Source organism: Nonomuraea sp. CA-218870 (assembly GCF_050936535.1).
GTDB classification, from domain to species: domain Bacteria; phylum Actinomycetota; class Actinomycetes; order Streptosporangiales; family Streptosporangiaceae; genus Nonomuraea; species Nonomuraea corallina.
Map to the genome: position 1 here is coordinate 2,241,762 of NZ_JBNJMN010000001.1, position 21,229 is coordinate 2,262,990.

General features: G+C 70.2%; 21 protein-coding genes. 15 read left to right on the forward strand and 6 right to left on the reverse strand.

Annotated features, from left to right (window positions below):
- Positions 1–29 precede the first annotated feature (29 nt).
- The 3 genes from ACQEUU_RS11105 to ACQEUU_RS11115 are packed head-to-tail and all read left to right on the forward strand — an operon-like array spanning position 30 to position 2,683.
- The gene (locus ACQEUU_RS11105) at positions 30–869 is read left to right on the forward strand and encodes an ABC transporter permease (RefSeq protein WP_433063850.1); all 840 of its coding nucleotides are present in this window, start codon (positions 30–32) and stop codon (positions 867–869) included.
- Complete coding sequence (locus tag ACQEUU_RS11110) at positions 862–1,647, forward strand: ABC transporter permease (protein WP_433063853.1); 786 nt, start codon at positions 862–864, stop codon at positions 1,645–1,647. The genes ACQEUU_RS11105 and ACQEUU_RS11110 overlap by 8 nt, the downstream gene beginning before the upstream one ends.
- A complete protein-coding gene (locus ACQEUU_RS11115) occupies positions 1,634–2,683 on the forward strand; it encodes an ABC transporter ATP-binding protein (RefSeq protein ID WP_433063855.1) in 1,050 nt (349 codons plus the stop codon). Before ACQEUU_RS11110 ends, ACQEUU_RS11115 begins: the two co-directional genes overlap by 14 nt.
- Here the strand turns inward: ACQEUU_RS11115 and ACQEUU_RS11120 are convergent.
- Entirely contained in the window at positions 2,677–3,282 is a 606-nt protein-coding gene (locus tag ACQEUU_RS11120) for a TetR/AcrR family transcriptional regulator (protein ID WP_433063858.1), read from the reverse strand. The genes ACQEUU_RS11115 and ACQEUU_RS11120 overlap by 7 nt on opposite strands.
- A gap of 127 nt (positions 3,283–3,409) precedes the next feature.
- On the opposite strand from ACQEUU_RS11120, the gene ACQEUU_RS11125 reads away from it, so the two are divergent.
- The 6 genes from ACQEUU_RS11125 to ACQEUU_RS11150 all read left to right on the forward strand — a co-directional run bounded on the left by ACQEUU_RS11125 (position 3,410) and on the right by ACQEUU_RS11150 (position 10,902).
- Entirely contained in the window at positions 3,410–4,681 is a 1,272-nt protein-coding gene (locus ACQEUU_RS11125) for a glycosyltransferase (protein WP_433063860.1), read from the forward strand.
- Positions 4,682–4,711: 30 nt separating this feature from the next.
- Entirely contained in the window at positions 4,712–6,109 is a 1,398-nt protein-coding gene (locus tag ACQEUU_RS11130; protein ID WP_433063863.1) for an aminobutyraldehyde dehydrogenase, read from the forward strand.
- A gap of 264 nt (positions 6,110–6,373) precedes the next feature.
- Positions 6,374–9,499: a nitrate- and nitrite sensing domain-containing protein gene (locus ACQEUU_RS11135; protein ID WP_433063865.1), complete on the forward strand. Its 3,126-nt coding sequence runs from the start codon at positions 6,374–6,376 to the stop codon at positions 9,497–9,499.
- Positions 9,496–9,918: a roadblock/LC7 domain-containing protein gene (locus ACQEUU_RS11140; RefSeq protein ID WP_270156088.1), complete on the forward strand. Its 423-nt coding sequence runs from the start codon at positions 9,496–9,498 to the stop codon at positions 9,916–9,918. The genes ACQEUU_RS11135 and ACQEUU_RS11140 overlap by 4 nt, the downstream gene beginning before the upstream one ends.
- Positions 9,919–9,935: 17 nt before the next feature.
- Positions 9,936–10,343, forward strand: a complete 408-nt coding sequence (locus ACQEUU_RS11145; protein WP_270156087.1) for a DUF742 domain-containing protein — start codon at positions 9,936–9,938, stop codon at positions 10,341–10,343.
- Positions 10,324–10,902 carry a GTP-binding protein gene (locus tag ACQEUU_RS11150; protein ID WP_433063869.1) on the forward strand — a complete coding sequence of 193 codons (579 nt, stop codon included), beginning with the start codon at positions 10,324–10,326 and terminating at the stop codon, positions 10,900–10,902. The genes ACQEUU_RS11145 and ACQEUU_RS11150 overlap by 20 nt, the downstream gene beginning before the upstream one ends.
- A gap of 70 nt (positions 10,903–10,972) precedes the next feature.
- Here the strand turns inward: ACQEUU_RS11150 and ACQEUU_RS11155 are convergent, their stop codons facing one another.
- Complete coding sequence (locus ACQEUU_RS11155; protein WP_433063872.1) at positions 10,973–11,746, reverse strand: ABC transporter ATP-binding protein; 774 nt, start codon at positions 11,744–11,746, stop codon at positions 10,973–10,975.
- A 147-nt stretch (positions 11,747–11,893) separates the two neighbouring features.
- Here ACQEUU_RS11155 and ACQEUU_RS11160 point away from each other — a divergent pair, with 147 nt between their 5' ends.
- Complete coding sequence (locus ACQEUU_RS11160) at positions 11,894–12,865, forward strand: ABC transporter substrate-binding protein (RefSeq protein ID WP_433063874.1); 972 nt, start codon at positions 11,894–11,896, stop codon at positions 12,863–12,865.
- Positions 12,866–12,868: 3 nt separating this feature from the next.
- Here ACQEUU_RS11160 and ACQEUU_RS11165 read toward each other — a convergent pair whose 3' ends face one another.
- The 3 genes from ACQEUU_RS11165 to ACQEUU_RS11175 are packed head-to-tail and all read right to left on the reverse strand — an operon-like array spanning position 12,869 to position 15,473.
- Positions 12,869–13,666 (reverse strand): ABC transporter permease, encoded by a 798-nt coding sequence (locus tag ACQEUU_RS11165; RefSeq protein WP_433063877.1) that lies wholly within the window; start codon positions 13,664–13,666, stop codon positions 12,869–12,871.
- A complete protein-coding gene (locus ACQEUU_RS11170) occupies positions 13,663–14,475 on the reverse strand; it encodes an ABC transporter permease (RefSeq protein WP_433063880.1) in 813 nt (270 codons plus the stop codon). Before ACQEUU_RS11170 ends, ACQEUU_RS11165 begins: the two co-directional genes overlap by 4 nt.
- Positions 14,472–15,473, reverse strand: a complete 1,002-nt coding sequence (locus tag ACQEUU_RS11175) for an ABC transporter substrate-binding protein (RefSeq protein WP_433063883.1) — start codon at positions 15,471–15,473, stop codon at positions 14,472–14,474. The genes ACQEUU_RS11170 and ACQEUU_RS11175 overlap by 4 nt, the downstream gene beginning before the upstream one ends.
- Before the next feature lie 107 nt (positions 15,474–15,580).
- On the opposite strand from ACQEUU_RS11175, the gene ACQEUU_RS11180 reads away from it, so the two are divergent.
- The 5 genes from ACQEUU_RS11180 to ACQEUU_RS11200 all read left to right on the forward strand — a co-directional run bounded on the left by ACQEUU_RS11180 (position 15,581) and on the right by ACQEUU_RS11200 (position 20,193).
- A complete protein-coding gene (locus ACQEUU_RS11180) occupies positions 15,581–15,787 on the forward strand; it encodes a hypothetical protein (RefSeq protein ID WP_433063886.1) in 207 nt (68 codons plus the stop codon).
- Between the two features lie 294 nt (positions 15,788–16,081).
- Complete coding sequence (locus ACQEUU_RS11185) at positions 16,082–18,799, forward strand: nitrate- and nitrite sensing domain-containing protein (protein ID WP_433063888.1); 2,718 nt, start codon at positions 16,082–16,084, stop codon at positions 18,797–18,799.
- A complete protein-coding gene (locus ACQEUU_RS11190; RefSeq protein WP_270156240.1) occupies positions 18,796–19,218 on the forward strand; it encodes a roadblock/LC7 domain-containing protein in 423 nt (140 codons plus the stop codon). The genes ACQEUU_RS11185 and ACQEUU_RS11190 overlap by 4 nt, the downstream gene beginning before the upstream one ends.
- Complete coding sequence (locus tag ACQEUU_RS11195; protein WP_433063891.1) at positions 19,218–19,625, forward strand: DUF742 domain-containing protein; 408 nt, start codon at positions 19,218–19,220, stop codon at positions 19,623–19,625. The genes ACQEUU_RS11190 and ACQEUU_RS11195 overlap by 1 nt, the downstream gene beginning before the upstream one ends.
- 7 nt (positions 19,626–19,632) lie before the next feature.
- Entirely contained in the window at positions 19,633–20,193 is a 561-nt protein-coding gene (locus ACQEUU_RS11200) for a GTP-binding protein (RefSeq protein WP_433063894.1), read from the forward strand.
- Here the strand turns inward: ACQEUU_RS11200 and ACQEUU_RS11205 are convergent.
- Positions 20,190–21,227 carry a methyltransferase gene (locus ACQEUU_RS11205; RefSeq protein WP_433063897.1) on the reverse strand — a complete coding sequence of 346 codons (1,038 nt, stop codon included), beginning with the start codon at positions 21,225–21,227 and terminating at the stop codon, positions 20,190–20,192. The genes ACQEUU_RS11200 and ACQEUU_RS11205 overlap by 4 nt on opposite strands.
- Between the last annotated feature and the right edge of the window lie 2 nt (positions 21,228–21,229).

The following is a 21,229-nucleotide window of genomic DNA, read 5'->3' on the forward strand; positions in this document are numbered from 1 at the left end:
GTGTGAAGGACAAGCCAGAAGCCCGGCCGGTGTCCCTCTCCCGAGGGCGCCGGCTGGGCGCGTTCGTGTTCCTCGCGCCGGGGCTGGCCTACCTGACCGTGCTGCTCCTGGTGCCGCTGGCGCTGGTGCTCAGCTACACGGTCTTCCAGCGCGGCCGGTTCGGCGGTGTGGTCTACGAGTTCACCACGGAGAACTTCACCCGCCTGTTCGACTCGCTCTACCTCCGCGTGGTCGTCGACTCGCTGGAGATGGCCGGCCTGGCGACGCTGCTCGCGCTGCTGATCGGCTACCCGACGGCCTACATGATCGCGCGCCTGCCGCGCACGTGGAAGACGGTCGCGCTGGTCGCCGTCGTGCTGCCGTTCTGGACGAACTTCATCATCCGGGTCTACGCCTGGATCATCCTGCTGAGCCCGGAGGGTCTGATCAACGGCTGGCTCCAGGCGTTCGGGATGGGGCCGTACGAGCTGCTCTACAACAAGGGCGCGATCGTGCTCGGGCTGCTCTACTCGTACCTGCCGCTGATGGTGCTGCCGCTGTACGCCGCCATCGAGAGGCTCGACCCGCAGCTGCGTGAGGCGTCGGCCAACCTGGGCGCCTCGCCGTTCACCACCTTCCGCAAGGTCACGCTGCCGCTGACGATGCCGGGGGTGCTGACCGGCTGCCTGTTCGTGTTCGTGCCGAGCTTCGGCAACTTCGTCATCCCCGAGATGCTCGGCGGCGGCAAGTCGGCCATGGTGGGCAACCTGATCCGCAACGAGTTCCTGTCGGCGCGCGACTGGCCCTTCGGCTCCGCGCTGGCGCTGGCGGTCATCGTGGTGCTGATCGTGCTCCTGGTCGTGCAGGCGTGGGTGACGCGCCGTGCGTAGATCAGGGTGGCTGCACCTCCCGTTCTGGGCGACGTACGTGTTCCTGTACGCGCCGATCGTGGTGCTGGTCGTCATGTCGTTCAACTCCGGGGAGACGGCGTACACCTACGAGGGGTTCAGCCTCAAGTGGTACGGCGAGCTGGCCGCCGACGAACGAGTCATGAGCGGCCTGGTCAACACGCTCATCGTGGCCACGGGCTCCACCGTGATCGCCACCGTGCTGGGCACCATGCTGGCCGTCGGCCTGGCCCGTCACTCCCGGTCCAAGACCCTGGACGCGCTGGCGCTGATGCCGGCCGTGCTGCCGGACCTGGTGCTCGCCATCGGGTTGCTGCTCTTCTACGGGTTCATCCAGCTCACGCTCGGGCTGTACTCGGCCGTGCTGGCGCACGCGCTGTTCTCGATGGCGTTCGTGGCGGCGGTGGTGCGCACCCGGCTCACCGGCGCGGACACCTCCCTGGAGGAGGCCTCGCGCGACCTGGGCGCCGGCCCGGTGACCACCTTCATGAAGATCACGCTGCCCCAGCTGGCCCCCGGCATCATCGCGGGCGCCCTGCTGGCGTTCACGCTGTCGCTGGACGAGTTCGTGATCGCCTTCTTCACGATCGGCAACACCGAGCAGACGCTGCCGATCGTCATCTACTCAATGATCCGTTTCGGGGTCACCCCGGAGATCAACGCGCTGGCCTCGATCCTGCTCCTGGTGAGCTTCACGGCGGTGATCGCCGGACAGCGCATGACCAAGATCGGGGAAAGGGTTCCGCGTGCTCAAGATTGACGGCGTCAGCCGTAGGTTCGGCGACGTCACCGCGCTCGACGACGTCTCGCTGGAGATCGGCCAGGGCGAGTTCTTCGCCCTGCTCGGCCCGTCGGGCTGCGGCAAGACCACGCTGCTGCGCATCATCGCCGGGTTCGAGACGCCCGACAGCGGCACGGTGACGCTCGACGGCGAGGACCTGCTGGGCAAGCAGCCGAACCGGCGGCCCATCAGCCTCATGTTCCAGTCGTACGCGCTGTTCCCGCACATGACGGTGGCGAAGAACGTCGCGTACGGCCTGGAACGCGAGAAGCTGCCGCGCGCCGAGATCAACAAGCGCGTCGGCGAGGTGCTGGAGACGGTGGGCCTGTCGGCGCTGGGGGGCCGCAGGCCGAACCAGCTCTCCGGCGGCCAGCGCCAGCGGGTCGCGCTGGCACGGTCCATCGTCAAGCGCCCGCGCCTGCTCCTGCTGGACGAGCCGTTGTCGGCGCTGGACAAGAAGGTCCGCGCCGACATGCAGCTGGAGCTCAAGCGGCTGCAGCACGAGGTCGGCATCACGTTCGTGGTCGTCACGCACGACCAGGAGGAGGCCATGTCGCTGGCCGACCGCATCGCGGTCTTCGACAGCGGCAAGGTACGCCAGGTGGACGAGCCGGTCGCGCTCTACGAGCGGCCGCGCACCCGCTTCGTCGCCGACTTCGTCGGCGCCAACAACCTGTTCGAGGGTACGGTCGGCGCCGGCGACGAACTGGTGACCGAGGACTTCGGCGTGCTGCCCGGCACCCCGGCGGAGGGCCTGGAGCAGGGGGCGAAGGCGCTGCTGGCGGTCCGGCCGGAGCGGGTCGAGCTGATCGGGGCTGAGGAGTCGCGCGGGCTGAAGGGCTCGGTGCTGGACGTAAGCTTCTACGGAGGCGTCTCGCACATCTCGGTGGAGGTCCCCGGCCGCGACAGGCCCATGCTGGTGGCCGTGCAGGGCGCAGGAGAGGTGCGGCCGGGCGCCGACGTCCGGCTCGACTGGCGGGCGGGCGAGGCGGTCATCATCCCGGTGGATCAATGAATCAGATCGTTGCCCGTCACCGTCCGCGCGTACGACAGGATCAGCTCCGCGGCCTCGTCGGGGCCGATGAGCGGGTGCCGCGCCGTGATGCGGTAGCCGTACGCGTCCTCCAGCGCGACCAGGTTGCGGGAGATCGTCAGCGGATCGGTCGTGAGGCTGAAGACGCCCAGCGCCGCCCCCGTGTCCAGGATCGACTGGTACATCGACACCTGCCGGTCGTACAGCGAGGTGAGCAGCACCCCGTAGACGCGGTTGCGGCCGGCGGCCCCGCCCATCTCGTTGAGCAGCCGCACCTCCGGGTCGAGCGGCCCCGTCGGCAGCCCCGAGCGGATGGTCAGCACCAGCTTGGCGACCGGGTCGGTGAACGCGGCGATCTGCCGCAGCCGCTGCTCGTAGAAGCGCTCCATGCCCGCGTGCTGCGCCTCGACCAGCAGCTCGCTCAGGTCGGGGTAGTGGTAGAGCACCGCCCCGGAGGTCAGCCCGGCCTCCTCGGCGACGTGCGACAACTGCACCCGGTCGATGCCATGCCGGATGATGGCCCGTCGCGCCGCCTCGATCAGGTCGACACGCCGGTCACTGCGGCTCTTGCGCTGGGCCATCTTCGCCTTCGCTTCCGAGAGTTGGCTAAACATTCAGGAACCCGTGACCATAGTGCCCTGAAGTTGACCTTCACGCCAGATGAGTTTTGAATTCCCCTTCAAAAGGCTAAACCCCCGCGGAGTGCTCATGTCTCTCACCATTCTGTTCATGCCGGAAAGCGCCTACGGCCCGACCAACAACAGCGCCGGCATCGGCGACATCCTCCGCCGCCGCGGCCACCGCGTGGTCTTCGCCGCGGAGGCGTCGTGGAAGGGCAAGCTGGAGGCCCTCGGCTTCGAGGAGGACCTGGTCGACCTCGCGCCCCCGTCCGACGAGGAGCAGGACGCCGGCCAGTTCTGGAAGGACTTCATCCGCGACACCGCCCCCGAGTACCGCAAGAGCACCCGCGAGCAGCTGGAGACCGTCACGGTCCCGATCTGGAAGGAGCTGATCGACGGCGCGAAGTACTGCGAGCCGCAGCTCAAGCAGATCATCGAGCGGGTCCAGCCGGACGTCATCGTCGAGGACAACGTCCTCACGTTCCCGGCGCTGCTCACGGCGGGCAAGAAGTTCGTCCGCATCGTCTCCTGCAACCCGCTGGAGATCCGCGGCGAGGACATCCCGCCGGTCTTCTCCGGCCTGCCCGCCGACGACCGCTCCGAGTGGGACGCCTTCCGCGCCGAGTACGACCGCACCCACAGGGAGATCTGGAGCGCCTACAACGAGTGGTGCGTCGAGCAGGGCACCTCGCCGCTGCCCGACCTCGACTTCATCCACGAGGGCGGCCTGAACCTCTACGTGTACCCGGAGATCCTGGACTACACCGACGCCCGCCCGCTGGGCCCGACCTGGCACCGGCTCGACTCCTCGGTGCGCGAGACCGACGAGGACTTCGAGCTGCCCTTCGAGCGCCGCGAGGGCGCCTCGCTGGTCTACTTCTCGCTCGGCTCGCTGGGCTCGGCCGACGTGGGCCTCATGCAGCGGGTGATCGACGTGCTGGCGACCACGCCGCACCAGTACGTGGTCTCCATGGGCCCGCTGCACGAGGAGATCAAGCTCGCCGAGAACATGTGGGGCGCCGAGTTCCTGCCCCAGACGAAGATCGTCCCCCAGTGTGACCTGGTCATCACGCACGGCGGCAACAACACGACGACCGAGGCGCTGCACTTCGGCAAGCCGATGATCCTGCTGCCGCTCTTCTGGGACCAGTACGACAACGCCCAGCGGGTGCACGAGCTGGGCTATGGTGTCAGGCTCTCGACCTACACCTTCACCGAGAAGGAGCTGACGGGGGCGCTCGACCGCCTTCTCGGCGACGCCGAGCTGCGGGCCAGGCTGGCCGCCGCCGGCGAGGAGATCCGCCGTCGCGACGGCCTGCGCAAGGCCGCCGACCTGATCGAGGAGTTCGGCCGCAGCTAGGCGGCCGGGACCGGCAAGGAAAGTAAGTTCATGCGTACGTTGATCAACCCAGCCACCGGCACCGTCTGCGCCGAGGTGCCGGACACTCCCGTGGAGGCCGTCGCCACCGCCGTCGAGCGGGCCAGGACGGCCTCCGCGGAGTGGGCCGAGGCCACGCCCGCCGAGCGCGCCAGACTCCTGCTCAAGGTGGCGGACCTGGTGGAGGCCGAGTCCGAGGAGCTGACCAGGCTGGAGGTCGAGGAGACCGGCAAGCCCGCGGCCGTCTTCAGGGACGGCGAGCTGCCCTTCCTCGCCGACAACCTGAGGTTCTTCGCCGGGGCCGCCCGCTCGCTCGACGGCACCGGGGCCGGGGTCTTCAGCTCCGGCTACACCTCGGTCCTGCTGCGCCGCCCCGTGGGGGTGGTCGGGTCGATCGCGCCGTGGAACTTCCCGCTGGTCATGGCCGTCTGGAAGGTCGGCCCCGCGGTCGCCGCCGGCAACGCCGTGGTGATCAAGCCGGCGCCCCAGACGCCGCGCACCACGCTGCGGCTGGCCGAGCTGTTCGCCAAGGCGGGCGCGCCCGCCGGGCTCGTGCAGACGGTCACCGGCGGCGCCGAGGTCGGCCAGGCGCTGGTCACCGACCCGGGGGTGGACATGGTGAGCGTCACCGGCTCCACCGACACCGGCCGGGCGGTCATGACCGGCGCCGCCGCCACGCTCAAGCGCGTCCACCTGGAGCTCGGCGGCAAGGCGCCGGCGCTGGTCTTCGAGGACGCGGACCTGGCCGAGATGGCGCACGGCGTGGCCATGGGCGCCACGTACAACACCGGCCAGGACTGCACCGCCGCCACCCGCGTGTACGTGGCGCGGGAGGTCTACGACGAGGCGGTGGAGGCGCTTCGGGCAACTCTTGCCCACATCACCGCCGGCGACCCCTGGGATCCGGCGACCGACATCGGCCCGCTGATCTCCGAGGCGCACCGGGAGCGCGTGCACGGCTTCGTGGCGCGCTCCGGCGGCCGGATCGCGCACGGCGGGGCGCCGGTCGACGGGCCCGGCTTCTTCTACCCGCCGACGCTTGTGACCGATGTCGCACAGGACAGCGAGATCGTCCAGGGCGAGCTGTTCGGGCCGGTGCTCGTCGCCCTGCCGTTCGACGGCGAGGACGAGGCCGTCCGGCTGGCCAACGACACCCGTTACGGGCTCGCCTCGTCGGTGTGGTCGCGTGACGTGGCCCGCGCCATGCGCGTCTCACACCGGCTGGACGTGGGGGTGACCTGGGTGAACGACCACCTGCCCATCGCCAGCGAGGCGCCGCACGGCGGCGTCAAGGGCAGCGGGTTCGGCAAGGACATGAGCCAGGAGGCCGTCCTGGAGTACGCGGTGACGCGGCACCTCATGATCAAGCACGCGGCCCCCGCCGAGCGGGACTCTTTCAGGCCAGCGTGAATCCGTGTGCGGCGAAATGTCGCCCAAAGTACCTACTTGGGCGCATTTGATGGGATATGTTCGGTTGGCCGATCTGGTACGGAGTGTGTTCCAATTACCCAGCCCAGCACAATCCCACACGCCACACACGTGTCTGATTTTTCGAGCACGTACGGCGAGAGGTAGCGAGAGTCAGTGAGGACGGAAAACCCCAAGCACACGAGGCCGGGGGACAACACAGGCGGACGTTTCCGGCTGGCCAACTGGCGCGTGCGCTCGAGGCTGGTGGCGCTGATTCTCATCCCCACGCTCGTGGGTGTGCTGCTCGCCGGGCTTCAGCTCGCGAGCGCCGTCGGCACCAGCACCGAGTACCGTCGCGTGACCCAGGTCGCCGAGCTCGCCCAGCGCGTGGGCGCGCTCGTGCACGAGCTGGGCAAGGAGCGCACGCTCACCGCCTGGTACATCGCCGACCGTCGCCGCCCCGTGCGTCTCGCCCAGCTCCGCACGCAGCGTGGAACGGTCGATACCACCAAGAAGCGGGTGATCGACGCCGCGAGCGCCATCGACTCCTCGCACCCGGCGCGCGTGCGCTCCGACGTGGAGAACATCACGCGCTGGCTCAACGGCCTCGACGGCCTGCGCGCCTCGATGAGCACCCAGAACGTCCCGCCCCGCGCGTCCATCAGCACCTTCTCGACCATGATCGAGGTCCTGTCCAACCTGCAGAACGGTCTGGGCGCCGGCATCGGCGACGACGTGCTCCAGGGTGACGTGGCCGCGCTGACGGCGCTCCAGCGGGCCAAGGAGGAGGTCTCCCGCCAGCAGGGCATCCTGGTCGTCGCCCTGGTAGAGCGGAAGCTGGACTACGACGACCTGTCCGACTTCCTGGGCTCATGGAACCGTCAGCAGTCGGAGCTGGAGCGCTTCGAGCAGGAGGCCGGCGCCGCCGAACAGCGCGCCTACCGCCAGGCCGTGCGCGGCCCGCAGATCGACCGCGCCGACGCCATGCGCCAGCGCGCCCTGGCCCAGCTGCGCGAGTACTCCACCATCCGGGACCTCGACGTCACCACCAGGCGTGACCTCAACCTCTGGTACGAGAGCACGCTGCTGTCCGCCAACGCCATGCGCAAGGTCGAGGACGCCCTGGCCACCAAGGTGGTGACCCAGACCCGGGAGCTGAGCGACGCCGAGCAGCGCAACGCCATCATCTCCGGCGCGACCATCCTGATCCTGCTCCTCCTCGTCCTGGTGATCACCAGCCGGGTGGCCGGTTCGCTGGTCCGCCCGCTGCGCCGGCTGCGCGCCGAGGCCCTCCAGGTGGCCACCACCCGGCTGCCGGAGACGGTCCGCATCCTGCGGGAGGGCGGCGAAGGCGCCCAGGTGCCCGACGTCCCGTCGATCGGCATCGACACCCGCGACGAGATCGGGGAAGTGGCGCGGGCCTTCGACGAGGTCCACCGCGAGGCGATCCGGCTGGCCGGCGACGAGGCCAAGCTGCGCGCCAACGTCAACGCGATGTTCGTCAACCTCTCCCGCCGCAGCCAGACGCTGGTCGAACGGCAGCTCCAGCTCATCGAGGGCCTGGAGCAGGGCGAGGAGGACGAGCAGCGGCTCGCCAACCTGTTCCGCCTCGACCACCTGGCCACCCGCATGCGCCGCAACAGCGAGAACCTGCTGGTCCTCGCCGGCCAGGAGGCCGCGCGCAAGTGGAGCGAGCCGGTGCCGCTGGTCGACGTGGCCCGCGCCTCGCTGTCCGAGGTGGAGAACTACGAGCGTGTCCAGATCCAGATCCCGTCCGGGGTCCAGGTCGCGGGCCCGGCCGTCACCGACACCGTCCACCTGCTCGCCGAGCTGATCGAGAACGCCATCTCGTTCTCCCCGCGCGAGAGCAAGGTCCAGGTCAGCAGCCAGCCCGCCGAGGGCGGCGTGCTGGTGACCATCAACGACCAGGGCATCGGCATGAGCCCCGAGGAGCTGGGCGAGGCCAACTGGCGCCTGGCCAACCCGCCGGTCGTGGACGTCGCGGTCTCGCGGCGCATGGGCCTGTTCGTGGTCGGCCGCCTGGCGCTGCGCCACGGCATCCGCGTCCAGCTCAAGCAGCGCGAGCGCGGCGGCCTGAGCGCGATGGTGCTGCTGCCCGCGATGCTGCTCATCGGCGGCCAGGGCTCGGTGCCCAACCAGCGCTCCCAGTACGACGCCTTCACCAGCTTCGACCCGGCCAAGTTCGACTCCGCCGCCGCGTCGGCCAACGGCTCGGTCTTCTCCTCACCGCCGTCCCTGTCCATGGAGACGAAGGACGTCCGGAGCGGCGAGAACGCGCCTCTCGACACCCAGTGGCCGGGCACGATCCCGGCGCCCGGTGGCGAGGGCTGGCCGTCGTACCCGGAGCCGGGCAAGCAGGAATGGCCGCCGTTCACCGAGCGGACCGGCGCCGGGCCGCAGGAGGAGCCGCGCTGGCCGTCGTTCGCCGAGCAGCCGCCGGTCCAGGAGGAGCCGCGCTGGCCCTCTTTCGGCGAGCAGCCGCCGCAGCCGCCGGTGCCGCAGGCCGAGGAGCCGCGCTGGCCGTCGTTCGCGGAGGAGCCGGTCGCGCAGCAGGAGCAGCCCCGCTGGCCGTCGTTCGCCGAGGACCCGGTGGCGCGGCGCGACGAGGCCCGCTGGCCGTCCTTCGCCACCGAGCCGCCGCCGCCGCAGCAGCAGCAGCAGCAGCGGGAGGAGCCGCGCTGGGGGTCGTTCGGCGACCCGGCGCCGCGCGCGCCCTACGGCGAGGAGCCGGTGCAGTCCTTCGGCACGGAGCAGCGCTGGCCGTCCTTCGCCGAGACGGTGAAGGCCGCCCAGTCCTACCCGTCGGACGGCGCCTACGACCCGTTCGGGCCCGGCGAGTACTCCTCGCAGGACCTGACCGGCCCGCTCCCCGCGGTGCGCAACTCCCCGATGGAGGAACAGGGCGAGGAGTTCCTGCCGATCTTCTCCTCGGTGGGGTCCGACTGGTTCCGCCGGCCGGAGTCCGAGCAGTTCCAGCGGAGCGAGCCGGGGATCCGGTCCGTCGCGCCGGTCGAGGAGGCGGAGACCGCCCAGCACGCGGCGATCACGGACAAGCCGCTGCTGCCGCAGCGCACGCCCGGTCAGTCGGGCGTGAGCGCGTCGTGGTCCTCTCCCGCCGACACCGGCTGGCAGGCCGCCCAGGCGGTGGCCCAGCCCGCGCAGGGCGGCACCACCTCGTCCGGCCTGCCGCGCCGCGTTCCCAAGGCGAACCTGGTGCCCGGTACGGCCAGCCTGGCCGAACCCGCGGTCACCTCGCCCCCGCCGCAGATCTCTCCCGAGCGGCTGCGGAGCCGGCTGTCGAGTTTCCAGCAAGGTGTACGGCAAGGCCGCGCGTTCACCCGCGGAGATGTGAATGAGGAGGAGCAATGAGAGAGTTGAGCCAGGGAGCGCGTGGCATCAACTGGCTGATCACTGATTTCGTCAACAACGTGCCGGGCGTCGCGCACACCGTCGTGGTGTCGTCCGACGGCTTGCCGCTTGCCTACTCGGAGGGGTTCCCCAAGGACCGGGCCGACCAGCTCGCCGCGGTGGCCTCGGGCGTGATCAGCCTGACGCAGGGCGCGGCCCGGGTCTTCGAGGGCGGGATGGTGACCCAGACCGTCATCGAGATGCAGCGCGGCCTGTTGATGATCATGTCGATCAGCGATGGCTCCTGCCTGGCGGTACTGGCCGCTCCCGACTGTGACATGGGCCTGGTGGCCTACCAGATGACGCTGCTGGTCGAGCGTGCGGGGCAGGTGCTCACACCGGCTGTACGCGCGGAACTGCAGGCGGCCCGACCCCGCTAGCCGGGTGACAGGAGATCATGGTGTCAGGTCAGGGTTGGGTTGGTGATAGCAATACTCCGCCGCATCCGTCGGCTCCCCGTCCGCCGAAGTCCAGCTCCCTGGTACGGCCGTATGCCGTGACCGGGGGGCGGACGGCCCCGCGGATGAAGTTCGCCATGGAGGCGCTGGTGTCCTCCGTGACGTCCGAATACCAAGACATTTCATTGCTGAGTCCGGAATATCAGGCGATCATCCAGCTGACCAGGAACGTTCGGTCGGTTGCCGAGATCTCCGCCCTCCTCAAACAACCTCTGGGGGTGGTCCGGGTGCTGATCGCCGACATGGCGTCAGAAGGCCTGATCCGCGTGCACCAGCCTGCCCTGGACGCGGGCAAGCCGGACCTCAACCTGCTGGAAAGGGTGCTCAGTGGACTTCGCAGGCTCTAGCCCCGCCCTGACCTCGACGAAGATCGTCGTGGCGGGCGGGTTCGGCGTGGGCAAGACGACGTTCGTGGGAGCGGTGTCCGAGATCCTGCCGCTCACCACGGAGGCGGTGATGACCGACGCCTCCGCCGGAGTGGACGACGTGTCGCTCACCCCGAACAAGACGACCACCACGGTGGCCATGGACTTCGGTCGCGTGTCGCTGGACCGCGACCTGATCCTCTACCTGTTCGGCACGCCCGGTCAGCACCGGTTCTGGTTCATGTGGGACGACCTGGTCAAAGGCGCCATCGGCGCGGTGGTGCTGCTGGACACCCGCCGGCTGGCCGACAGCTTCCCCGCGATCGACTACTTCGAGGAGGCCAAGCTGCCGTTCGTCATCGGCATCAACGGCTGGGACGGGCAGTTCGCCCACTCGGAGGAGGAGGTCCGGGAGGCGCTGTCGATCGGCCCGCAGACGCCGATCGTCCGCCTGGACGCCCGCGTCCGCGACTCGGTGAAGTCGACCCTGATCACGCTGGTCGAGCACGCGCTCTCCCGCCACATGCACGCGCCCGCCTGACCCTCGGCGGACCGGAGGCCGTCGCCCGGACCGGGCGGCGGCCTTCCTGTCTCCGGACGCGCCCCCGCCGTCAGTGCGCCACCGGCTGGCCGCGGACCAGACGGCCCACCTCGGCGCGCAGGTGGACGAAGTCGGGGTGCTCGCGGGTGGTGATCTGGTCGCGCGGCGCGGGCAGCTTGACCTGAAGGTCGCCGACCACGTGCGCGGGCGCCTTGGACAGCACCACCACGCGGTCGCCCACGTACACGCTCTCGTCGATGTCGTGGGTGATCAGCACGATCGTCATCCGGTGATGCCCGCGCACCTTGAGCACGAGGTCCTCGAGGTCCTCGCGGGTCTGCGCGTCGACCGAGCCGAACGGCTCGTCCATGAGCATCAGGGTGGGCCGGTAGGCCAGCGCGCGGGCGATCGCGACCCGCTGCTGCATGCCGCCGGAGAGCTGGAACGGGTACTTACGCCCGGCGTCGGAGAGCCCCACGGACTCCAGGGCCTCGGCGGCCGCCTCGCGGCGGCGCTTGGCGTCCATGCTCTTGCGGCGCAGCGGCAGCGCCACGTTGTCGGCCACCGACATCCAGGGGAACAGGGACCGGCTGTAGTCCTGGAACACCACGGCCAGGTTGTCGGGCGTCTGCCTGACCAGCTGACCGTCGACCTTGATCCGGCCGCCCGTCGGAGTGATCAGGCCGGCGATGGAGCGCAGGAGCGTGGACTTCCCGCATCCGGAGGGGCCGACGATGCACAGTAACTCGCCCTCGGCGACGCTCAGGTTGAGCTGGTCGATGGCGTGGTGCGCGTTGGGCCCGCCTGCTCCGTAGGTGTGTGTGAGGTTTTCTATCTCAAGCAACGTGGTTTTCCTAGGGGCGAGTCCAGAGATAACACGGCGACTCTACCGAAGGGCCCATTGGTTGCAAATGCCGAAGCCGCATTCTGCCGCGATGAGCTGCGGGTACGCTTCACCGCTGTCATGACACCCCGTGCAGGAGCGACTCCGATGTCACGCATCATACGAGGTCAGGCCATGGTCATCGCCCTGGCCGCGGCACTGGCGCCGGCCGCCTGCGCCGCGGCGGGGCCGGTTCCGGCGGACGGAATGAGCGCGGAAAAGACCGTTCTCGACGTAGGCGTGCTGCCTATTCCCGACGCGGCGCCGTTGTATATCGCCGGTGTTAAGGGCTTCTTCCTGAAGGAAGGGCTGAGTGTCCGGCCGGTGGTCGTCCAGGGAGGCGCGACGGCGCTGCCGAGGCTGGAGAGCGGCGCGCTGGACATCACGATGACGAACTACGTCTCGGCGTTCCTGGCGGCCGCCGCCGGCGAGCCGATCAAGGTCATCGCCGACCTCTACCATTCAGGTCCCGGGGCGTTCCTGCTGATGGTGCCGGCCGGCTCGCCGGTCAGGAGCCCGGCCGGGCTCAAGGGCAGGACTGTCCTGGTGAACAACCTGCGCAACATCGGCACGCTGGCCGTCAGCGAGACGCTCCGCCGGGCCGGGCTCGGGGCCGGCGACGTGACGTACGTGGAGAAGCCGTTCCCCGACATGGCGGAGGCGCTGGTCGCCGGGCAGGGGGACGCGGCCTGGATGACGGAGCCGTTCATCACCGCGGCGAAGCGGCGGCAGGGCTTCCGGGTGCTGGCCGACACCATGACGGGCGAGCTGGCCGACCTGCCGATCTCGGGCTGGATGGTGACAGGGGAGTGGGCCGCGGCGCATCCCCGGGCGCTCGCGGGCTTCCGGCGGGCCGTCGCCCAGGCACAGCGGTTGGCCGCGGGGAGCAGGGACGAGGTCATGGCGGTGCTGCCCGCCTACACCGCGATCGGGGACGTGACGGCCGGGCAGATCGCGCTCGGCCGCTACCCGGTGAAGCTGGAGCCCGCGCAGTTGCAGCGGGTGGCCGACCTGATGCTGCGGCAGGGGTACCTGCGGGAGAGGCTGGACGTGCGGACCGTGCTGGCGCCGGGCGGATGACCCTCACACGCCCGCCCTCTCGCGCGCGTGATGCCAGCCCAGGACCCGGCGCTCGGCCACCAGGAACAGCTCGTTCAGCAGATAGCCGAGGACGCCCAGCAGCACGATCCCGGCCCACATCGCCGGCAGGTTGAACATCGAGTACGCCACCGTGAGCTGGAAGCCGATCCCGTTCGTGGTGCCGGGCAGCAGCTCGGCGAAGACGGTGACGATCAGCGACAGCGACAGCGCCAGCCGCAGCCCGGCGAACACCTTCGGCAGCGCGGCGGGCAGCACGATCCGCATCACCCGTTCCCGGCGCGACAGCCGGAAGGCCCGGCCGGTCTCCAGGTAGAGCGGCTCGACCGCGCGGGCGCCGTCGGCGGTGTTGAGCAGCACCGGCCAGACGACGCTGAACATGATGAAGGCCAGCTGCATCCGCAGCCCGAAGCCGAACACCACGAGGAACACCGTCACCAGCGCCGGCGGCGGGATCGCCCGCAGGAACTGCAGCACGCCGTCGAGATAGTCGTAGGCCCGGGCGGACAGCCCGAGCGCCAGCCCGAGCAGGATCCCGGCGGTGGCGCCCCCGGCCAGCCCGCCGGCCATCCGGCCCAGGCTCGGCAGGATGTCCGCCACGGCCTGGTCGGTGAGGAACAGCCGGCCGGGCGGCCCGGAGAACCACAGGGCGTGCATCCGGGTCACGATCGTGGACGGCGGCGGGAAGAACGCGCTGCCCGCGGCCCTGGTCGCCACCTCCCAGAGGATGACCAGCACCGCCAGCAGCAGCCACCGGGACAGCGCCCGGCCCAGCCGCGTCACGAGCCGCCTCCCACCCGCGCGTGGTGCCATCGGAACAGCCGGCGCTCGGCCGCCACCAGCAGGGCGTTGACCGCCACCCCGAACAGCCCCACCCAGACGACCCCGGCGAGGATGTCGTCCATCCTCGCCGGCACCGCGATGCCGGCGAAGTAGATGAACACGCCGATGCCCTCGCCGCGCCCGGCGACGATCTCGGTGCTCACGGTCAGGATGAGCGCCACGCCGGTGGCCAGCCGGAACCCGGTCATGATGAACGGCGCCGCCGAGGGCAGCGACACCCACCACAGCACCGAGAGCCGGCCGAAGCCGTAGGAGCGCAGCGACTCCCTGGCCACCGGATCGACGGCGCGCAGGCCGTACATCGTGTTGTAGAGGATGGGCCAGACGGCGGCGTAGACGACCAGGGTGATCCGCAGTTGCAGGCCGGTCCCGATGAGGAGGGCCACCAGCGGGATCAGCGCCACGGACGGGATCGGCCGCAGGAACTCCACGATCGCCCGCGTCGCCGCGTCGATCAGCGGGACGCTGCCGAACAGCACGCCGAGCGGCACCGCGACGAGCGCCGCCACGGCCAGGCCGATCGCCCAGGCGAGCACGCTCGTGCCGGCGTGCGCGCGGAAGGCCTGGTCGGACAGCAGGCTCCCGGCGCGCTGGAGGATCTCCGAGGCGGGCGGCAGGAACTCGGCCGCCCCGGCCCGTCCGGCGATCTCCACCAGCGCGACGAACCCGAGCGCCCCGGTCACCCGGCGCGCCCACCGGGCGGACCGGGGGCGTGCCAGCGGTGATCGGGTCAGGACGGGCGTGCTCACCCGGAGGTGGTGGGAGACATCAGCGACGCGACGTCGATGTCCTTGCCGAGCCATCCGGCCTCGACCATCCAGTCGGCCACCCGTTGCAGCCGGACCGGGTTGTCGGAGCTGGAGAAGTACGGGAACGTCACGGTCGCCGCGGTGGCCTTGTCGATCTGGGTGAAGTTCGGCAGCACGTCGACGACCAGCTCGCGGTTGCCCTCCATCATCTTGGCCGCGTTGTGCAGCGCGCGCTGGAAGGCGGCGGCGGTCTTCGGGTTCTTCTCGTACCAGTCCTGGGTGCTGACGTACCCGGAGATGGGGAACTCGGCGGCGGGGCCGGAGGCGGGGTCGAGGATCTTGCGGGCGCCCATCTGGGAGGTCGCCGCGGTCACCAGGGGCTCGCCGAGATAGGCGGCGTCGATCTGGCCCTTCTGCCAGGCGGGCATGATGTTCTGGAACGTCACCTGGACATACTTGATCTTTTTCGGATCGACATTATTGGCTTTAAGGACCTGGGTGAGGGCGAGCTCCTGGAAATTGTGCAGCACGTTCACGTTGATCGTCTTGCCTTCGAGGTCCTTCGCCGACCTGATTGGCGAATCAGGTAAAGCCATGACACTCAGGGAGTCCGGCGCCGCGCGTGAGCCTTCGGCCAGGATCCGCAGCTTCAGCGCGCCCTGGTCGTGTGCCTGGAACATGGAGACGTAATTGCCGAACATGGCGTCGATCTCACCATTCAGGAGCATGGGAATGGCTTCGGGGGACGACTGGACGATCTGCGGCGTGACCTTGAGCCCCTCCTTCTCGAACAGCTTCTGATCGATGGCCACGTAGAGCGCGGCCGTGTCGATGGCCGGCAGGCCGACGACCTTGATCTCGGTCTTCTCCAAGCCGCCGTCGGCGGCAGCGGTCGAGGTCGGCACGCTGGTGGTGGGCGTGTCACCGCTACAAGCGGTGATCCCCAGCGCCAGGGCCAACCCGATGATGGCGGCCCTGCTGGAACGGCCAAGCCTCATGTCGGGAACTCCCTTCGCACGGTGAGACGGAGCCGGAAGGTAGGGGGGTGGTCTGTTACTCGCGGAAGATGCGCCTGACACGCAACAAGCACTGACGGTAGCACCAGATGACGCTTCTTCATCGCGAAAATATCACTTGTGGTTGCATTGCTAGATTGACGTTCTATCGTGGTGATTGGCTTGAACATTTAGCAATCTATGTGCTTTCGCCAGCCTTGACCCAGGTTGAGGGGCCTGAGTCGGGTGGTGAAGGAGGTGATCCGTGGGTTCCCGATACAGGTGATGCGTTCGATGATCGGCTGACCGAGCTGTGAGCAGACCGTCCATTTCGCCGCCGGCGACGGACGGTCCGGTAATCGTGTCGCATTGTCGGGAACGATTGGATCCCAGGTTCGTGGATCTCATGCTCGAAAAGGCCCTCATCTCGATAGTCATTGAGCCCTCCTGCAATCCATGCATGGTCATCGAGATTCCCTCCGGGGCGAGAGGTAGCGAAGGCAGTGAGTACGCAGGGTGCTGTAGCTTCCGTTGACCGCGAGTCGCACGGCCATCAGGACCGACCCCAGGTCAAGCCTTCCTCTAGCAGATTCCGCCTGGGCAACTGGCATGTGCGGTCACGCCTGGTCGCGCTCATCGTGGTGCCCACCGCCGTGGCCGTGGCCCTGGGCGGGCTGAACGTGATCACCTCCCTCCAGGACGCGAACACGTACCAGACCCTGCGCGAGGTCGCCGAGCTGAGCGAGTCGCTCGGCGCGGTCAGCCACGCGCTCGGCGCCGAACGGGACGCGACCGCCCTCTACATCGCCCAGGGCCGGCCGGACGTGCGCGAACCGCAGTTACGCGGCCTGCACGACGAGGTCGACGACCTGATCGGGGACGCCCGGCGGCGCGCCGAGACCGTCAACGACACGCACGGCGACGCGGTGCGCCCGGTGCTGCGCCGGCTGGAGGAGATCCGGGCGCTGCGCGACACCGCCGTCGAGGGCAAGATCCAGCCGCTGCCCACGATCTCCAAGTACTCCCAGATCAACGCCGCCATCCTGCAGTTCCACGACCAGCTCGGCCAGGTCGCCGTGGACGACGTGGTCGCGCACACCGCGGGCGCGATGGCCGCGATGGCGCGGGCCAAGGAGCAGGCGTCCCGGCAGCGCGGCATCCTGGCCAGCGCGCTGGACAAGAAGGGCTTCGACGCCGGCGAGCTGGAATCCCTCACCGCGGCCAAGGCGCGGGAGGAGAGCGAGCAGACGCTCTTCGCCACGCTGGCCACCCAGGAGCAGCTCGAACTCTTCCGCAACCAGGTCGTGGGCCGCGACATCGACCAGACCGACCTGTTCAGGCTGCGGGCCGTCGCCCAGTCGGCGCAGAACCGGCCGCTCAGCATCGGCAACGAGCCGGCCAAGGACGTCGACACCTGGTTCGACGTGAGCACCGGCAAGATCGACGCGATGCGGAAGGTGGAGACCACGCTCGCGTCCACCCTCATCCTGCGCGCCCGCGCGCTGGAGGACGGGGCCAACAGGTCCGCCCTGATCTCGGCCGTGCTCATCATGATCCTGCTGGTCGTGGTGCTCGCCATCATCTCCCTCATCGCCCGCTCCCTGATCAGGCCGCTGCGTAGGCTGCGCCGCGAGGCGCTGGACGTGGCCAACCACCGGCTGCCGCAGACCGTGCGCACGCTGCGCGACAGCGGTGACACGACGGCCGCCCCCGTCGCGCCGATCGGCGTCAAGACCCAGGACGAGATCGGCGAGGTGGCGCGGGCGTTCGACGAGGTGCACCGTGAGGCGGTGCGGCTGGCGGGCGAGGAGGCGCGGCTGCGCGCCAACGTCAACGCGATGTTCGTGAACCTGTCGCGGCGCAGCCAGACGCTGGTGGAACGGCAGATCACCCTGATCGACGGGCTGGAGCAGGGCGAGCAGGACGAGCAGCGGCTGGCCAACCTGTTCAAGCTGGACCACCTGGCCACCCGCATGCGCCGCAACTCCGAGAACCTGCTGGTCCTGGCCGGCCAGGACCCGCCGCGCCGGTGGAGCCAGCCGGTCAAGCTCGTCGACGTGGCCCGCGCCTCGCTGTCGGAGGTGGAGGGGTACGAGCGGGTCGTGCTCCAGGTCCCCGACGGGGTGTCGATCGCCGGGCAGGCCGTCAACGACGTCATCCACCTGCTGGCCGAGCTGGTCGAGAACGCGCTGTCGTTCTCCCCGCGCGAGACCCGGGTGACCCTGTCGGGCAGCCGGATCGACGGCGGCGGCGTGATGCTGTCGATCACCGACGCGGGCATCGGCATGACCGCCGAAGAACTGGCCCAGGCCAATGAGCGGCTGACGGACACGCCCGGCATGGACGTGGCGGTCTCCCGCCGGATGGGCCTGTACGTGGTGGCCCGGCTGGCGCACCGCCACGGCGTCCGGGTGCAGCTGCGCCCGCACGCCGCCGGCGGGCTGACCGCCATGGTGCTCATCCCCGAGTCGCTGCTCTCCCAGTCGGCCGCGCTCGCGGGCGCGTCCGGCGGCCAGAGCGAGCCGTACAGCGGGCCGCACCCCGCGCCGATGCCGCTCAACGTCTTCCCGATGGGCCCCGGACACCCGTCGTTCCCCTCCAGCCCCGACGGCGGGTCCGGCTGGCCGGTGCCGCCGTGGCCGTCGGACGGCGGCTGGCCGGAGCCGACCCGGGGAGGCGGCGGCGCGTACGAGACCAACGACTGGATGCCCCCGCGCACGCCCGGATGGAACGGCGGCAACCAGCTGCCCCGCCGCGGCATGCCCGACCAGCAGCGGCCCATGGGCTACGCGTACGGCGAGCGCATCGACCCGCCCGAGCGGCCGAGGTACGAGTTCCCCGGCGGCGAGCCGTCCACCGGCCCGCTCCCGGCGGTGGGCTCCGGCTCCTCCGGTGACGGGGACGACTACCTGCCGATCTACGCCGCGGTGGAGTCTGCCTGGTTCGAGCGCGGCGGTTCGAGCTGGAGCTCGTCGAAGGCGGACGAGGGCTGGTCGGCCGCGAAGGCGGCGGTGGAACCGGTCCGCGACGGCTCGACCGCGGCCGGGCTGCCCAAGCGGGTGCCCAAGGCGAACCTGGTGCCCGGCTCGGCCGAGACCGCGTCGGCGCCCAAGGGCGTCACGCCGGTGCCTCCCGTCTCGCCCGACCGGCTCCGTTCCCGGCTGTCGAACTTCCAGCAGGGCTTCCGGGCGGCGCGCGAGGACATCAACGGCGGCCGGGCGCCCGCGCCCCCGCCGAGCCCGGCTTTCGGCGGCAACCCCTCCGGAGGGCCCGCCTTCGGCGGCGGTAACGGCAGGAACGATCAGACAGGCGAGGGTGATCGGATATGAACGAGTTGAGCCATGCCGCCCGCGGCGTGGACTGGTTGATCACTGACTTCGTCAGTACGGTGCCGGGCGTGGCCCACGCGGTGGTGGTCTCCTCCGACGGGCTGCCGCTGGCGGCCTCGTCGGGGTTCCCCGCGGACCGGGCGGACCAGCTCGCGGCGATCGCGTCCGGTCTGGTGTCGTTGACCGCGGGAGCCGCCCGGGTCTTCGAGGGTGGCGGGGTCTCGCAGACCATTGTCGAGATGCAGCGAGGGCTGATGCTCATCATGTCGATCTCGGACGGCTCGTGCCTGGCGGTGCTCGCCGCTCCCGACTGCGACATGGGGCTGGTGGCCTACCAGATGACCTTGATGGTGGATCGGGCGGGGCAGGTGCTCACGCCCGCGGTGCGTGCGGAGCTGCGCGCGTCCCAGACCAGGTGATGCCGGTGTCGGATCTGCGGTGGAACAACGGTGGCCGGGAGCCGGGCTCCCCGCCCCGGTCGCAGCCCGACCCGGCGTCGCCGGTGCGGCCGTACGCGGTGACCGGCGGGCGCACGGCGCCGCGGGTGAAGCTGGCGATGGAGGCGCTGGTGTCGTCGGCGACGGCGGAACAGCGGGAGTTCTCCCATATAACCCCTGAATATCACGCGATTTCCCAATTGTGTCGCCAGGTGCGGTCGGTCGCCGAGGTCTCGGCCCTGCTGCACATCCCGCTGGGCGTGGTGCGGGTGCTGATCGCCGACATGGCGGCGGAAGGACTGGTACGGGTGCACCAGCCGCAGCTGGAAGCCGGCCGCCCGGATGTCAACTTGCTGGAAAGGGTGCTCAGTGGACTTCGCAGGCTCTAGCGGGGAATTGACCTCGACCAAAATAGTGGTGGCCGGCGGCTTCGGCGTGGGCAAGACGACGTTCGTGGGAGCGGTGTCGGAGATCATGCCGCTGACCACCGAGGCGGTGATGACCGACGCCTCCGCCGGGATCGACGACCTGGGCATGACCCCGCTGAAGTCCACCACGACCGTGGCCATGGACTTCGGCCGGGTGTCGCTGGACCGTGACCTGATCCTCTATCTGTTCGGCACGCCGGGTCAGCACCGGTTCTGGTTCATGTGGGACGACCTGGTGCGCGGCGCCATCGGCGCGGTGGTGCTGGTCGACACGAGGAGGCTGGCCGACAGCTTCCCCGCGATCGACTACTTCGAAGAGGCCCAGCTGCCCTTCATCGTGGGCATCAACGGCTGGGACGGCCAGTTCCAGCACGGCGACAACGAGGTGCGCGACGCGCTCTCGCTGGTGCCGCACATCCCGCTCATCCGCCTGGACGCGCGCTCCAAGGACTCGGTCAAGGGCGCCCTGATCCACCTGGTCGAGCACGCCCTGACCGTGCGCACCGCCGTGCCGGGCTGGAACGGCTAACCGGCCGGCGACTCGATCACGGCCTCGACCACGCTGGCGGAGCCGTCCAGGGGGACGACCCGGGAGATCGCGAGGCCGGCCCGCGCCAGGAGCGCGCCGTACTCCGCCCGGCTGCGCTCGGCGCCGCCGTCGAAGACCGCGAGCATCCGCATGTCCAGGTCCTTGCCCAGGTGGGGAGCGTCGTCGTCGGGCAGCACGACCTCCAGGACGAGCACCCGGCCGGCCGGGTCCATCGCCCGGCGCACGTTGCGCAGGATCGTCACCGCGTCCTCGTCGTCCCAGTTGTGCAGCACGCTCCCCAGCAGGTAGGCGTCGCCGCCCGCCGGGACCTCCCGGAAGAAGTCGCCCGGCACCAGCTCGCACCGGCCGATCACCCCCTCGGCCTCCAGCGCCGGCCTGGCCTGCTCGATGACGTGCGCCTGGTCGAGCAGCACGCCGCGCATCTCGGGGTTCGCCCGCAGGGCCGCCGCCAGGATGTGCCCCCGGCCGCCGCCCACGTCCACCAGGGTGCGTACGTCCGTGAAGTCGTAGCGCTTCACCAGGCCCTCGATGAACGGGATCGCCCGGGTCGCCATGTACTCGCCGAACAGCCTGCTGGTCTCCGGGTTCGCGGCCAGGTGGTCGTAGAGCCCGCCGAAGCGGGCCGTGAGCGCCGACGACCCCGCGCGGACCGTGGCCGGCAGGCTGCCCAGCGCGTACCAGAGGCTCTCCTCGCCCAGCATCTGGATGGAGGAGCGCAGCGAGCCGGGGACGTCCGAGCGCAGCGGGGTGCCGCGCCCGGTGAGGTCGTAACGGTCGTCCCCGGTGCGCCGCACCAGGCCCATGGCCGCCAGCTCCCGCAGCACCCTGCGCAGCGCGTCCGGATCCGCCTCACACCGCTCGGCCAGCTCGGCCGTGCCCAGTGGGCCGTGGGCCAGCTCGTCGGCCACGCCCAGGTCGGCCATGGTGAGCAGAGCCGCGAAGCGGGACAGGTCCGCTATCGCGCTCCAGAGGAGGTCGTCGGAGTGACGCATGGGTGCCTTTCTCGAGGTCATAC

What these genes read in the sequence shown, in the direction of transcription:
- ACQEUU_RS11120 (WP_433063858.1), bottom strand. Translation starts at nt 3,282, where the DNA reads ATGGCCCAGCGCAAGAGCCGCAGTGACCGGCGTGTCGACCTGATCGAG.
- ACQEUU_RS11130 (WP_433063863.1), top strand. Translation starts at nt 4,712, where the DNA reads ATGCGTACGTTGATCAACCCAGCCACCGGCACCGTCTGCGCCGAGGTG.
- ACQEUU_RS11160 (WP_433063874.1), top strand. Translation starts at nt 11,894, where the DNA reads ATGTCACGCATCATACGAGGTCAGGCCATGGTCATCGCCCTGGCCGCG.
- ACQEUU_RS11125 (WP_433063860.1), top strand. Translation starts at nt 3,410, where the DNA reads ATGTCTCTCACCATTCTGTTCATGCCGGAAAGCGCCTACGGCCCGACC.
- ACQEUU_RS11190 (WP_270156240.1), top strand. Translation starts at nt 18,796, where the DNA reads ATGAACGAGTTGAGCCATGCCGCCCGCGGCGTGGACTGGTTGATCACT.
- ACQEUU_RS11205 (WP_433063897.1), bottom strand. Translation starts at nt 21,227, where the DNA reads ATGACCTCGAGAAAGGCACCCATGCGTCACTCCGACGACCTCCTCTGG.
- ACQEUU_RS11180 (WP_433063886.1), top strand. Translation starts at nt 15,581, where the DNA reads ATGACGCTTCTTCATCGCGAAAATATCACTTGTGGTTGCATTGCTAGA.
- ACQEUU_RS11195 (WP_433063891.1), top strand. Translation starts at nt 19,218, where the DNA reads ATGCCGGTGTCGGATCTGCGGTGGAACAACGGTGGCCGGGAGCCGGGC.
- ACQEUU_RS11175 (WP_433063883.1), bottom strand. Translation starts at nt 15,473, where the DNA reads ATGAGGCTTGGCCGTTCCAGCAGGGCCGCCATCATCGGGTTGGCCCTG.
- ACQEUU_RS11140 (WP_270156088.1), top strand. Translation starts at nt 9,496, where the DNA reads ATGAGAGAGTTGAGCCAGGGAGCGCGTGGCATCAACTGGCTGATCACT.
- ACQEUU_RS11145 (WP_270156087.1), top strand. Translation starts at nt 9,936, where the DNA reads ATGGTGTCAGGTCAGGGTTGGGTTGGTGATAGCAATACTCCGCCGCAT.